This is a genomic window from Kitasatospora sp. NPDC098663, from assembly GCF_044760075.1.
In the GTDB taxonomy this organism is placed as follows: domain Bacteria; phylum Actinomycetota; class Actinomycetes; order Streptomycetales; family Streptomycetaceae; genus Kitasatospora.
Window position 1 is genome coordinate 213,207 of sequence record NZ_JBIWAP010000007.1, and the last position, 13,374, is coordinate 226,580.

The 13,374-nt window shown below is 74.1% G+C and carries 10 protein-coding genes; 2 read left to right on the forward strand and 8 right to left on the reverse strand.

Annotated elements, in window-relative coordinates; translation table 11 throughout:
* Positions 1-34: 34 nt before the first annotated feature.
* Entirely contained in the window at positions 35-871 is an 837-nt protein-coding gene (locus ACIQVZ_RS10480; protein ID WP_402448671.1) for a TetR family transcriptional regulator, read from the forward strand.
* Positions 872-955: 84 nt separating this feature from the next.
* Here ACIQVZ_RS10480 and ACIQVZ_RS10485 read toward each other — a convergent pair whose 3' ends face one another.
* From ACIQVZ_RS10485 to ACIQVZ_RS10520, 8 genes are all read right to left on the reverse strand, one after another.
* Positions 956-2,236 (reverse strand): GNAT family N-acetyltransferase, encoded by a 1,281-nt coding sequence (locus ACIQVZ_RS10485; protein WP_402448672.1) that lies wholly within the window; start codon positions 2,234-2,236, stop codon positions 956-958.
* Positions 2,237-2,276: 40 nt separating this feature from the next.
* The gene (locus tag ACIQVZ_RS10490; protein ID WP_402448674.1) at positions 2,277-2,798 is read right to left on the reverse strand and encodes a GNAT family N-acetyltransferase; all 522 of its coding nucleotides are present in this window, start codon (positions 2,796-2,798) and stop codon (positions 2,277-2,279) included.
* A gap of 88 nt (positions 2,799-2,886) precedes the next feature.
* Entirely contained in the window at positions 2,887-4,158 is a 1,272-nt protein-coding gene (locus tag ACIQVZ_RS10495; RefSeq protein WP_350878335.1) for a C40 family peptidase, read from the reverse strand.
* A gap of 238 nt (positions 4,159-4,396) precedes the next feature.
* A complete protein-coding gene (locus ACIQVZ_RS10500; protein WP_402448676.1) occupies positions 4,397-5,473 on the reverse strand; it encodes a hypothetical protein in 1,077 nt (358 codons plus the stop codon).
* A gap of 78 nt (positions 5,474-5,551) precedes the next feature.
* The gene (locus ACIQVZ_RS10505; RefSeq protein ID WP_350878333.1) at positions 5,552-7,336 is read right to left on the reverse strand and encodes a threonine/serine exporter family protein; all 1,785 of its coding nucleotides are present in this window, start codon (positions 7,334-7,336) and stop codon (positions 5,552-5,554) included.
* 209 nt (positions 7,337-7,545) lie between these two features.
* Complete coding sequence (locus tag ACIQVZ_RS10510; RefSeq protein ID WP_350878332.1) at positions 7,546-8,199, reverse strand: VTT domain-containing protein; 654 nt, start codon at positions 8,197-8,199, stop codon at positions 7,546-7,548.
* Positions 8,200-8,329: 130 nt separating this feature from the next.
* Positions 8,330-10,687 (reverse strand): hypothetical protein, encoded by a 2,358-nt coding sequence (locus ACIQVZ_RS10515; RefSeq protein WP_402448679.1) that lies wholly within the window; start codon positions 10,685-10,687, stop codon positions 8,330-8,332.
* Positions 10,688-10,748: 61 nt separating this feature from the next.
* Positions 10,749-12,674 (reverse strand): ATP-binding protein, encoded by a 1,926-nt coding sequence (locus tag ACIQVZ_RS10520; RefSeq protein WP_402448681.1) that lies wholly within the window; start codon positions 12,672-12,674, stop codon positions 10,749-10,751.
* 344 nt (positions 12,675-13,018) lie between these two features.
* Between ACIQVZ_RS10520 and ACIQVZ_RS10525 the strand changes: the two genes are divergently transcribed.
* Positions 13,019-13,342 carry a hypothetical protein gene (locus tag ACIQVZ_RS10525; RefSeq protein WP_350878328.1) on the forward strand — a complete coding sequence of 108 codons (324 nt, stop codon included), beginning with the start codon at positions 13,019-13,021 and terminating at the stop codon, positions 13,340-13,342.
* Positions 13,343-13,374 lie beyond the last annotated feature (32 nt).

Consider the following 13,374-nt stretch of genomic DNA (forward strand, 5'->3'; position numbering starts at 1 on the left):
GGTCGGAGCTTCGTCTCCGGTTAGGCTCGTGCTCGTGGACGACCTGGCAGCGACGAACCGAACGGACGGCACGAGCGGTGCGGCCGCGACCCCGGCCGACGCCCCGACCGAACCTGCGGCCGACCCCGCGACCGCACCCGGCACCGACAGCGGGCCCATGCCCGGCGGCCGGGCGCAGCCGAAGACCGACAAGAGCGAGCAGACCCGGGCACTGATCCTGGAGACCGCGATGCGGCTCTTCCAGGAGCGCGGCTACGAGAAGACCACCATGCGCGCGATCGCCACCGAGGCGGGCGTCTCGGTCGGCAATGCTTACTACTACTTTTCGGCGAAGGAATTCCTGATTCAGGGGTTCTACGACCGGATGACGTACGACCATGCGGCGGATGCCAGGAATCGCATGGCCAATACGCGCAATTTCGCCGAGCGCCTGGAAATCGCGCTGACCTCCTGGCTCGACACGGCCGCGCCGTACCACGAGTTCGCCGCGCAGTTCTTCCGCACGGCCGCCGACCCCACCAGCTCGTTGAGCCCGTTCTCCAACGAGTCCCACCCGGCGCGAGCGACCGCCGTGGAACTGTTCCGCGACGTGTTGCAGGGCTCGGAGCTGGCACCCAAGCTGGACGCCGAGCTGGGCGAGCTGCTGCCCGACGTGCTCTGGCTGCACCTGATGGTCGTGGTGCTCTACTGGGTCTTCGACCGGACCGAGGACACCGAGCGGACGCGGGAATTCGTCCGCCGGTCCACCCCCATGGCGGCCCGGGTGATCAACCTCTCGCGTTATCGGGTATTCCGACCGATCGTCCGCGATGCCAAGGGCCTCATTCAGGACTTCATCCTGCCCACCATCGGGAAGACCGCCGTCAAGTAGCCCGAGTAGCTCTCCCGAGGAAAGCTCGGACGCGCCGGGGGCCGGACCGCAGTGGTGCGGTCCGGCCCCCGGCGTGACGGCCGCTCAGAAGCCGTCCGGGTTCCAGGGCTGCAGCGGCGTGCGCAGCAGCAGGTCGGCGGCGGCCGCCGCGCCGGGGCGCAGTTCGGTGAGCAGGCCGGCCGCGAGCAGCCGGGGCGCTGTCTCGCCGCCCAGGTAGAGCGATGCCAGCTCGGAGGCGTCCAGGGCGAGGTCGGCGTCGTCCGTGGTCCGGGTGCAGCGGCCGGTGCCGTCCGCGGCGACCTCGATCGCCCAGCGACCGGAGGCGTAGCCGAGCCGGTCCTCGACCTCCAGGACGACCCGGCCGGGCGCGCCGTACGTCCGGGCGTCGAACGCGGCCGCCACGTCCAGCACCCGTAGCCAGGTGAAGTCGGCGTTGTCCACGTACGGGGTGGCGGCGCGCGGGTCCTGGAGCAGCAGCGGCAGCGGGTCGTCCGGGCCGATGTTCTCCGCGACGACCTTGCGCACCCAGTCGACGGAGAGGACGAAGCGCCACAGCTCGGCGGCGGTCGCCCGGTCGAGGGCGAGGAAGTCGGCCACGGTCAGGGTGCAGTTCGGGTAGCTGCCGTCCCAGGTGTCGTCGACCCGGTAGGCCACCAGGCCGGTGACCGTACCGTCGGCGTCCCGGTGGACGGCCGCGAACGGCTCCTTGAACTCCTTCCCCGGCACCTTGAGTTCGCCGGTGTTCCGCTTCCACCACAGCTCGTCGCGGGCGATCGCGCCCGGCTGGGTGCGCCGCCAGCGCTCGTGCAGGTCGGGGCCCAGCTCGCGGGCCTGCGCCATGGTCACGAAGTCGATCCGCCCGCCGGGCACGGTGGGCAGGCCGTCGCGCAGGCCGCGGGTGCGGTGCAGGTCGATGTTCCAGCCGTGGCCGCGGGTGGCCGGGCCGAAGCCGTAGCGGCCGTAGATGTTGTACTCGGCGGCGATCAGGATGGCGACCGCCGAACCCCGCTCGGCGGCGGCCGCGAGGTCGCGGCGCATCAACGTACCGAGCAGGCCGCGGCGGCGGTGGGTGGCGCTGACCGTCACGCCGGTGACGGCGTCGGCCTGGACGGTGGCCCCGCCCGGGACGGTCAGCTCGACGTCGAAGCTGCGGAAGGTGGCGATGCAGCGGTCGCCGTCGAAGCCGGCCAGCATCCGGCCCGGCTCCCACAGCAGGCGGCAGAAGTCGGCCGTGCTCTCCGCGTGCGAGCGCAGGAAGCCCAGAGCGAGCGCCCGGTCCCACGCGGCCACCTCGCTCTCGGCGATCGCGCGGATCTGGAGGCCGTTCACGATGTCGACGGCCCCGTCATCGGTTGTGTTGCCCATCGGGCCACCGTACGGGCGTCGCTCTCGGGCGGCATCCCATTTATTTCGTGCCCGATGCGAGGTGCTCCCCGGGCATCACCACCCAGTGGTTGCAGTGCAGGACGCGGTCGGCGAAGTCGACGTCCAGCTCGCCGAGCAGCCGGAAGCCGAGCGCCCGGCAGATCCCGTTGGACGGGCCGTTGGCCGTCGCCGGGAAGGCGTGCACCGGGCCCCACCGGCCGTCCCGGGCGGCCGCGTCCAGCAGCTCCCGGACGGCCGCCTTGGCGAGGCCGCGCCCCTGGAACTCGGGCAGCACCATCCAGCCGATCTCGGCCACGGCGGCGCCGTCCTCCTCGTGCGACCAGAGCGTGACGGAGCCGGCCGCCACCTCCGGCCCGGCGCCGTCCGGGACGATCACCTTGATCCACGAACGGTCCTCGGCGACCTCCACGACGTCCTTGCGCAGCCGCTCCCGCACCCGCTCCTCCGGCAGCGGCCCGCCCAGCTCGGCCATCATCACCGCGTCGCACCGCATCCGGACGTACGCCCCGACGTCCCCCGCCTCGACGTCCCGCAGCCTCATCGCGTCTCCTCCCGAGTGATCGACGCGGCCACGCTAGCGGCCGCCGCCGACAACCCGGCGCGAGCGGGCGCGCGCACAGGGCCGGGCCCTAGGGGCGGGCGTAGAAGTCGGGGGTGCCCATGATCCAGAGGCTGGCCTGTTTGACCGGCCTGCCGACGCGGGGGGCCTCGATCATCTGGTCGTCGCCGATGTAGAGGCCGACGTGGTGGATGTCGACGGCGCGGCCGGTGTCCGTCCAGAACACGAGGTCGCCGGGGCGCAGCTGGCGGTAGCTGATCGGAGTGCTCTCGGCGTACTGGTCGGCGGCGAAGTGGTTGAGCTGTTTGCCGCCCTCACGCCAGGCCATCATGGTGAGCCCGGAGCAGTCGTAGCCGGCCGGGCCTTCGCCGCCCCAGATGTAGGGCAGGCCGATCTTGGAGCGGGCGAAGGCGATGGCGGCGGCGGCGCCCTCGGCGGACCACGGGCGGCCGGCGGCGGGGGGTGCGGCCGGGGTGGCCTCGGCGGCGGCCTCGGCCGCGGCGGCCGCTTCGGCGGCGGCCTTCTCGGCGGCGGCGCGGGCGGCGGCCTCCGCCTCGCGGACGGCGATCGCCTCCAGTGCCTCGCTGCGCCGGCGTTCCAGGTCGACGGTGGTGTGCCGGGCGGCGGCCAGGTCGGTGAGCAGTTGTTCGCGGCGGCGGTCGGCGGCGGTGACCGCCTCCTGCTGGGCCGCGAGCCGGGCCTCGGCCCTGGCCCTGGCGGCACCGACCTCGGCGGCGGCCTTCTCGGCGGTCTCGGTGGCGGCGCGGGCGGCGGCGGAGGCGCGGGTCGCGGCGGCGGCGGTGGAGGTGGCGGCGTCGAGGATCTGCCGGGTGCGCTCGCTGGCGACGCCGATCACGGCGGCGCGGTCGCCGGCTTCGCGCGGGCCGTGGGCGCCGAGCAGGGCGTTGAGGGCGGAGAGTGCGGCGCCCGCGCCCTGGCGGTACGTTTCGGCGGCGAGCTGGGCGGCGTCCTCGGCGGCCGCGGTGCGGTCGGCCTCGGCGGCGGTGGCGCTCCGGGCGGCGGCGGTCTCGTCGGCTCGGGCCCGGACGAGGGCGAGCTGGGCGCCGTTGTAGGCCTCGACGGCCTGTTCGGCGCTGCGGCCGGCCCGGTCGAGTTCGGTCCGGGCGGCGGCGAGGCCGGCTTCGATGGCGGTGACGGAGGCGGCGGTGCGGTCGGCCTCGGCGCGGGCCCGGTCGATCTCCCCGGTGGTGGGGTACGGGTCCTCCGTCCGGGCGGGGCCGGCGGCCGGTTCGGGGTCCGCCGGGGCGGCCTGGGCTGCGGGGAGCAGCCCGAGCAGGGCGGTGAGGGACAACAGGAGGGTCGGCAGGAGCCTGCGCGCCACGAGACATCCCCTTCTCACGGGTCCGGAGGGGACGGCGGCGGACTGTCCGCGGCGCTCGGGCGGGGCGGCCGGGCGGAGCAGGTCCGACGAATCATCCCATCACATGACAGAACGGTCACTCGCCGATCATGTTCTCAACTCCGGCGCTTTTCACACCTCGAACGCACTCCGCCGGGCGGGTGACCATCAGATGATCTGACCGCCAGTCACCTTCAGCCAGGTGCACAGGGTATGCGAACTACCGGTGGATCCGGCGGGTGTGCGGCCGCAGGTGGGGGTGTCGCCCGGAACGGTGCTCCACCCCGGTCGGACGAACCGCGTACGTCCGATTGCGCCCCGCCCGGATCGCGCGACGGCGCTGCTGCGCCCCGAGGGACGGGCCCGCGACGCTGCCGCCCGCGCCGTACGCCCCGCCCACTGCCACCGGGGCGGCCCCGGCGGCGGCGGCCGCCGAGCGGCGGTCCGCCAGCCGCGCCTGACGCCGGGCCAGCGCCCGGGCCGCGTGCGCGTCGAGGTGGGCGGTGGCCCGGGCCGACATCCGCTCGGCCACCCGGTGGGCGGCGGGGTGGTTCGCCGGCACCTTGTCGGGGGCACCGGCGATCAGGTCGAAAAGCCAGGTGCGGGCCCGGTCCGCACGCCGGTGCAGCAGGCGCTCACGCCGGAGCGCACGCGCCCGGCGACGCGGGCGCGTGGCGTACCGCCAGCGGGCCCACGGGCTGCTCGGGCGGGCCAGCCGGATCGCCCCGATCCAGGACAGGCCGGGGACCATGATGCCGAGCAGGCCGGTCCACATCTTGCCCTTGATCAGGGTGATCACCGAGGCCAGGGCGTTCACCGAGATCACCGTGATCAGGCCCCACCTGGTCTCCTGGCTGGGCACCACGCCGAGCGGCACGTACCCGACCAGCAGCAGGGCGGTGAACAGGATCCCGAAGATCACCGCGTCCACCGACTTGCGGCCCTGCTCGCTCCAGTACACGTCGTCCAGGTGCAGGATCAGCGCGAACTCGTCCAGCACCAGGCCGCAGCCGATGCCGAAGACCAGCCCGAACCAGTCGATCCACGGGTGCCCGCCGTACGTGGCGAACACCCCGACGCCGCCGACCAGCAGGAAGCCCAGGCCGAACACCATGTGATGGATGTGCAGGCCACCCGGAGTGACGTTGCCGAACCACCACCGCACCTCGGCGCGGATCATCCGGACGCTGAACCGGATGCACACGAAGGAGGTGATGAAGCCGACCAGCAGCAGGAACAACGGCTGTTTGTGCGCGGCGACGATGTGCTCGCGGTAGCCGTCCAGCAGTGTGGTCATGCGTCTTACCTTCGTTCCTGGTCCTGCGTGCGGCCTGCCGTGACATGGCCCGGAGCCCAACACCGGTCCAACGCGCGGTCAGAACCCGCGGGTGCGTTTGGCCGCCCGGCGCGGCACGACCGGGTACAGCGACGGGCGCTCGCCGCCGACCGGCAGCTTCATGAACATCCGGGCGATCTCACCACCGAGGTTCACCCCGATCGCCAGCGCCATCGCGATCGCCGCCGCCCGGGAGACGGACACCAGGCCCGCACTGGCGTGGCCCTGGGCGAAGGACAGCATCCCCAGGTAGAGCGCCGAACCGGGCATCAGCGGACCGATCGCGGCGGTCACGTACGGCAGCGCGGAGCCGTTGCGGTAGCGCGCCATCAGCTGGCCGAACAGGCCGACCAGGCCGGCCGCCACCCCCGTCGCCACGATCGGGGAGATGCCCGCGTTGTACGCCAGCACGCCGTAGCTGGCCCAGCCGATGCCGCTGTTCAGGGTGACCAGCGCGAGCGAGCGGCGGTCGGTCTGCAGCAGCGTGGCGAAGGCCAGGGTCAGCAGCATCGCGGCGATCATCTGGACCGGCGGGTAGGTGACGCCCGCCAGGCTCTCGTCCGGCCGCAGCTTCGCCTCGAAGCCGACCCCCAGGTAGAGGATCAGCATCACGCCGATCACGATGCCCGCGACCAGGTAGATCACCTCCAGCAGGCGGGCCGCGGCGGTGATGTAGAAGCCGGTCAGGCCGTCCTGGACGGCGGCGACCAGCGCCCGGCCGGGCAGCAGCGCGAACAGGCCACCGGTGATCACCACCGAGCCGCGCAGGCCCCAGTCGTTGAAGGACAGGATGATCCCGGAGGCGGCGGCCGGCATCGCGGCCGCCACGAACTGGTAGAACTCCGGCAGCCGGCGCCGGGCCAGCGTGGAGGCCAGCCGGTCGCCGAGGACGGCCGCGACGAAGGCGCTGGCGAACACCAGCCAGGCCTTGTCGTCGATCCGCCCACCGACCAGGAAGGTGGCCGCGCCGGCCAGCAGACCGGTGGTCAGCGCGAGCATCCAGCCCGGGTACGGGTGCCGGTTGCGGCGGATCAGGGCGAGCCGGCGGTAGGCGTCGTTGACCGTGACCTTCTCCGCGGTGATGTCCGCGACCAGCTCGTAGACCGCGTTCAGCCGGGTGTAGTCGGAGGTGCGGCGGCGCACCACCCGGTCGGCGGTGATCGGCGGCTCGACCAGCGAGGGCTGGTGCGAGATGCCGATCAGGGTGAAGGTCACCTGCGGCTCGCAGCGGTCCAGCCGGTAGGCGTGCGCGATGCCGAGCATCGCCGCCTCGACGTCCTCGGCGGCCTCGCCGCTGGCGAGCAGCAGCTCGCCGATGCGCAGCGTCAGGTCGAGGATGCGGGGGACGTTGCGGGTCGCGCCCGCGGAGGGGTGCAGCTCGCGGGCGGTCCGCTCGAAGGCGGGGCGCTCGGACATCGGCATGCGCAGCAGGGTGCGCATCCGGTCCGGCCAGGGCGCCTCGCCAGGGGCGCCGGCGGTCAGCTCCGGGACGACCGGGATGCCCATCGGCGGGGTGTAGCCGGCGGCCCGCCACTCCTCGGGGGTGAGGGTGTCCTCGGCGACCGATCGGCGGCGGGTGGGGCGCGCGTCCTCCGGGCCGGGTGCCTGCCCGGGCGCGGGGTGCGGCCCGAGCGCGGGGTGCGGCCCGGACCCGGCGGGCGCCCCGGGCTCGGGGGACGGCGCCCTTTCCGGCTCCGGCTCCGGGGACAGCAGGCCCCTGGTCTCCGTGATCGGCGGGACGAAGGGGACGACGGTGGCGGGCTCGACGGTCGGGGCCGGATGGCCCAGCAGGCCCTCGGTGGGCGGCGCCTCGGCGGGGTCCACCGGCCGCACCGGCGGCGTCCGCCGGGTCTGACGGACCGCCCGGCCTCCCCTCGCCCGCTTGCCTGCGCCCGGTCGGCCCCGCTTAGGCACTTCCGCTCCTTGCCGCCCCTGGTGGCCGTCGGCCACCGTTCGATCTCGGGTTACACCTTGCCTGATCGAACTGCCGGACGCACATGTACGCGGCGTACCCCGGAGGGGGCCGCGGACGCCTACCCGGCGCGGTGGCGGTCGGCGGACGCCGCGCCGGAACGGCGGGCCCGCAGCAGTTCGACCGCCACCGGGACCACCGAGACCAGCACGATGCCGACCAGGATCGCCTCGATGTTCTCCCGGACGAACGGGATCTGGCCCAGGAAGTAGCCGAGCACGGTGACGCCGGCGCCCCACAGCACGCCGCCGACGAGGTTGAAGACCACGAAGGTGCGGTAGTTCATCCTGCTCACCCCGGCGACGATCGGGGTGAAGGTGCGCACGATCGGCACGAAGCGGGCCAGCACGATCGCCTTGGGACCGTGCCGGTCGAAGAAGGCGGCGGCCTTCTCCACGTTCTCCTGCTTGAAGAGCCGGGAGTCGGCGCGGCGGAACAGGCTCGGCCCGACCTTGCGGCCGAACAGGTAGCCGACCTGGTCCCCCGCCACCGCGGCGGCCACGATCAGCGCGCAGACCAGCCAGAGCGGCTGGTGCAGGTAGGTGCCGCCGGCCACCAGGAGGCCGGTGGTGAACAGCAGCGAGTCCCCCGGCAGGAAGAAACCGATCAGCAGGCCGGACTCGGCGAAGACGATGGCCAGGATGCCGATCAGGCCGAAGGCGGAGATCAGGTTGGTCGGATCGAGCCAGGACGGGCCGAGGGCGAGGCTGGTCACGGGCGGACACTCCTGGGGGTCGAGTCTTGGCAATGGAATGGTAAAGCATTTACCAAGACTCGACAGATCCCAGGATGGTTCCCGCCCCGCCCCGGGCCTGAGCCGGAGCGGGAGCGGGAGCGGGAGCGGCTCAGAGGCCGTAGCGCTCGACGATCTCCTCGTGCCGGGCGGCGTCCGCGCCCGCCGCCTTGGCCAGGTCGAGCCAGGCGAGCGGGTGCGGCCAGTCGCCGGTGAGCCGGTGCAGCAGCGCGTCGGCCTCGGCGGCGGAGGCCGTGGGCGGCACCCCGAAGGCGGCGTAGACGCCGGGCAGCGTGCCGTCCTCGTCGGCCGGGTCGGTGATGCGGTACTGCTCCCCGCTGTACGCCCAGACCGCGTAGCCGGCCTGCTGGAGGCTCTCGCGCAGCGCCGCCCACGGCTCGTCGCCGGGCCAGCCGCCGTCGATCCAGTACGTGGTGTAGCCCGCCGGGTCGAGCAGGGTGAGCAGCTCGAACACCGGGCGCCAGCCGTGCCGCTCCTCCTCGGGGGCGTCCTCGGCCGGCGGCGGCTCCAGCAGCGCCGGGGCGAAGACCACCACGTCGCCGTGGTTGAGCGTCAGGTCCTCGCCGAGCACCGGCAGGATCCGGGCGGTGGCCGGACCGGTGCGGACGGCGGGCAGGTCGGCGGTGGCGCCGTTGGTGCGGGTGGCCCGGACGGTGACCAGCTGCCACTCCTCGTCCACCGGCCCCTCGGGCTCGTCGAACTCGATGCCGAGCAGCGCGCCCGTGGAACGGACCGCGGCCCAGTCCCGGTTGGCGGTGGCCGCCGTGATCAGGTGCCAGAGGTCGGACTCCTGGACGGTGCGGTGGCGCTCCTCCTCCGGGGCGGCCTCGGCGGGCAGCGCGTGCTCCAGGAGCTCCTGGTACAGCCGCTGCGCGGTGGCGTGGTCGCCCAGCTCGGTGGCGGCGCCGGCGGCCAGCCGGCGGGTGTTGATCCGGCCGGCGTCCAGGGCCAGGATCGCCTCGCACTGCTCCAGCACCTCGGCCCAGCGGCCCTCGGCGGCGGCCCAGCGGGCGCGTATCCAGTGCCCGTCCTCCGGGCTGTCGTCGGCCAGCCGGTCGGCGAGGCGGCGGATGCCCTCGCCGTCCCCCGCGTCGATCAGGGCGGAGCCGAGCATGCCGATCAGCACCTCGTCGGCCGGGGCGGTGTCGAGCCGGTGCCAGAGCAGGTCGGCGGCGGCCCGGGCGTGGCCGAGGCCGCCGAGCACCGCGGCCAGGTTGACGGCCAGTTCGGTGGCGCCGGCCTGCTCACCCCGGTACCGGCCCAGGGCGACGGAGAGCAGGTCGGCGCCGGTCTCGTAGGGCACTCCGACCTCGGCCAGGTGCGCCGTCAGCTCGCCGGGCGGGACGGGCAGCTCGGGCTCCGGCAGCGCCTCGGCGGCCGCCCGCAGCGCGGCGACCTCCGCGGCCACGCCGTCGGTGCGGCGCAGCTGGGCGAGCTTGCGCTCCCCCGTCGAGGCGAGGGTCAGCGCCACCGTCCGGGCGCCGCGGGCGAGGGCGAGCCGACCCGCCGCCAGCAGCAGGTCCACGCACGGGCGGTGCGAGCCGGTGCCGTCCAGGTAGCCGACCCAGCCGGCCACGGCGGCGCCCAGCTCGGCGTCGTTCTCCCAGGCGCCGGCCGCGACCAGCAGCTCGACCGTGTGCGTCCAGCCGTCCCGCAGGTCGGCGTGGCGCTCGGCGGCCTCCCGGTCGGGCAGCAGCGCCAGCGCCTCCTCCGTCCGGCCGAGCGAGGCCAGGGCGCGGGCCCGTAGCAGGCCGCCCCAGAGCCGGTCGCTCTCGTCGATCTCGTGGCCGCGGGAGCGCTCGGCCTGCTCGGCGGTGTCGAGCAGCGCGAGCACCTCCTGGTGCCGGCCGAGCCGGTGCAGGGTGCCGGCCCGGGCGTGGTGGAAGTGCAGCGAGAGTCGCTCGCCGGCCGCCTGGATCCGGGTGGCGGCGGTGTCCAGGTGGGAGAGCGCCTCGGTGTGGCGGCCGTCGTCCTCCAGCGCGTCGGAGTACTCGCGGGAGAGGCAGTCGAAGCAGGCGCGGCCGGGCTCGATCCGCTCCAGCGTCTCGCCGAGCACCGCCAGCCGCTCCGGCACGTAGCCGGGGCCGTCGACCCGGGCGTGGCAGATCGCGAAGTCCTGCACCACGCAGACGGACTGCGGGCAGCCCGCCGTCTCCTCGCGGTGCGCGAACTCCAGCAGGTCGACCGCCTCGGGCAGGGCCTGCTCGCCCTGGTGGCGCTTGTTCAGCAGGTTCTGCATCCGCCAGTGCCGCAGGTAGACCTCGACCCAGGGCAGGCCGAGCGCCCGGGAGGCGGCCAGCGCCTCCGGGTAGACGGCGTCCACCTGGTCGTTGCGGCCCTCGTTGGCGTGGCCGGGCAGCTCGTAGATGGCGTCGGCCAGCCGCCGGTGGCCGGCCTCGGCCAGCTGGCGGTGGGCGTCGTGGACCCAGGCCCAGATGTCGGTACTCATGTGGTGTCCCCCTGCGTCGTGCTGATGTGATGTCTACCGCGGACCACTGACAATCCGTCCGTCACGCCTCGTCCGGGAGGGCGCCGAGGGTGTCCGGGACGCCCGGCAGGCCGGCCGGGACGGCGGCGGTCAGCGCCGAGACCGCGGTGCCGACGCCGGACAGCGCGGCGGTCAGGTCGCCGCCGGACGAGCCGGCCGGGCCCGCCGAGGCGGCGGCCATGATCACCTTGAGCGAGCGGAGCAGCCCCGCCGCCGTGGCGCTGCCGGTGTGCCCGGCGCGGTAGGCGGCGAGCAGGTCCAGCACGGCCGGGCAGGACAGGTTGAGGTAGAGGCGGGCCCGGACCTCGCCGTCGGTGCGGGCGGTGAACGCCCGGGCCAGCCGCAGCGCCGCGGACGGGATCCGGGCGTCGGCCTGGTCGTCCTCGATCCGGGCCTTCAGCTCGGCCTCGCGGTCCGGCACCAGGACCAGCGGCAGGCCGGGCGGGTCGAACCGGGCCGGGACGAGCTGCTCGCCCTCGTCGGCGAGGGCGCCGGCCAGCCAGGCCGCCTCGCCGGCCGGCAGCGGACGCTCCGGGTCGCGGAACAGCTCGCGGTCGCCGTGCTCGCTGCCCAGCTCGACCAGGCGGCAGCCGCGCAGCTGGGCGTAGCGGCGCAGGAAGGGCAGGACGGCGTAGCGGTCGCCGCGGGCGATCGGCACCCGCATCGCCCGGTACAGCATCTCCTCGAAGCCGCCGCCGCTGCCGAGCGCGACGTGCACCGCGCCCCCGCCCGCGGCCCGCAGCGCGCCGGCGGTGAGGTCGCCCTGGGAGGTGGGGACGGGGACGTCGTCGGCGAGCAGGGTGAACAGCCGCTCGTCGCAGAGCGCGGCGCCGAGCAGGTCCTGGCCGTGCCGGGTGAGGATGCGGCGCCAGGCGGCGGGCCGCAGCCGGGCGGTCTCGTACAGGCCGTCGACGATGGCGTCGGTGAGGGCGCGCTGGAGCGCGCGGTAGTGGTCGTCGCGCTGGAGGTCCTCGCGGCTGGCGGTGGGGGTGAGCCGGCTGGACTCGACCACGCCGCCGATGAACCCGGCCCAGCTGGGCAGCAGGTCGCGGGCGTCCTCGGCGAGCAGCATGCCGCGCAGGTAGACGGCGAGGTCGCGGTTGTCGCTGCTGCCGTAGGTGCCGCCGTCCTGGACCCAGAGCAGGCCGATCGCGTCGGTGCCGCCCCCGGTGCCGCCCTCGGCCGGGTGGACGGGGAAGGCGGTGAGCGGCTCGAAGCGGCGGCCGAAGGCGGTGGCGAAGCGCATCCGGGCGGCGTGCTGGTCGCCCGGCACGCTGTGGCGCCAGGGCACCTCGACGTTGTTGACGGGCTGCTCGTCGTCGCCGACGTAGACCGGGATCGGCAGCAGCACGCAGTACCGGCCGAGCACGTCGCGCAGCGCGTCCTCGTCGGCGAGGTGGGCGTGTTCGGCCTTGAGGGTCAGCTCGACGACCGTGCCGGGGCGGGGCCGGGCGGGCACCGGGTCGACCTGGTACTGCTCGCCGCCCCGGCTGCGGTAGCGGTGGCCGAGGTGCGGTTCGCGGTGCGAGGTGGTGGTGACGGCGACCTCGTCGGCCACCGAGAAGGCGGAGAGGAAGCCGAGGCCGAAGGCGCCGATCAACTCCTGGTTGCCGGTGAGGTCGCGCAGCATCCGGGTGTAGCCGGTGCCGACGGTGGCGAGGTAGGCGTGGATCTCCGGTTCGGTGAGGCCGGCGCCGGTGTCCTCGATGGAGACGGTCCGCCGGGCGGCGTCGCCGCGCACCCGGATCAACGGGCGGTGGTCGCCCTCCGGGTCCTCCAGGAGTCGGCGGGTGTGCGAGTCGTGGGCGTTCTGGACGAGTTCGCGCAGCGCGACCAGCGGGGTGGAGTAGAGGTGGGTGGCGAGGACGTTCACCAGTCCGCCGAGATCGACCTCGGTCGTACGCAGATCCTCGGCGGGGGCGGGCTCGGGCGGGGCACCTTCAGACATGGGTCCCCAGTGTGCCAGTGCGACTATCCGGCCACCATTTCTTTCTTCCTGAGAAAACTCGGTCAACTTTGTGTTGACATCCCGAGGTTGTCCCACCTTGCCGTCTTGCGCGTCAACTTGCCACTCCATCAGGGGTTTTGAGGGACGGAGATGCCTTCGCCGCGACCATCGGGCAATCTCCGGATACGGCGTCACCATGACACCATCGGGGGAATTGCCACCTGTTTGGTGGAGTTCGTCCACGCTGTTGGTGAATGCTGAACGTGCGACGTCAGGCAACGGCGCCACGGAGCGGCCACTCCGGAGCGCGCCACATTTCGCACCCCCAGCTCAGGGAGACCACCGTGTCCCGTATCCGCGCAGCCGCCGCCGTCACCGCCCTCGGGGCGTTCCTCCTCGTCGGCTTCGGCGCCGCCAGCGCCCACGCCGACAACGGCGCCGGTGCCATCGACCACTCCAACAGCAGCGTCGTGAGCAACACCGGCTCCGCCAACGTCATCGGCAACGTCCACGGCAACGTGGTCGTCACCCAGCAGACGGCCACCGGCTCGGGCGCGAGCAACCAGAACAACGGCCTCGCCGCGGCCGGCAACGGCGGCAACATCGGCGCTCTGCAGGGCAACGGCAACCTCGACGCCCGGGCCTTCTTCCCGGGCGCCGTCGGCTAGGCCGGCCTAGCGCGTCTGGCCCACGGGCCGGG

Bases quoted from the DNA above. Each gene is read 5' to 3' on its own strand.
- ACIQVZ_RS10515 (WP_402448679.1), bottom strand. From the start codon at position 10,687: ATGAGTACCGACATCTGGGCCTGGGTCCACGACGCCCACCGCCAGCTG.
- ACIQVZ_RS10520 (WP_402448681.1), bottom strand. From the start codon at position 12,674: ATGTCTGAAGGTGCCCCGCCCGAGCCCGCCCCCGCCGAGGATCTGCGT.
- ACIQVZ_RS10500 (WP_402448676.1), bottom strand. From the start codon at position 5,473: ATGACCACACTGCTGGACGGCTACCGCGAGCACATCGTCGCCGCGCAC.
- ACIQVZ_RS10490 (WP_402448674.1), bottom strand. From the start codon at position 2,798: ATGAGGCTGCGGGACGTCGAGGCGGGGGACGTCGGGGCGTACGTCCGG.
- ACIQVZ_RS10485 (WP_402448672.1), bottom strand. From the start codon at position 2,236: ATGGGCAACACAACCGATGACGGGGCCGTCGACATCGTGAACGGCCTC.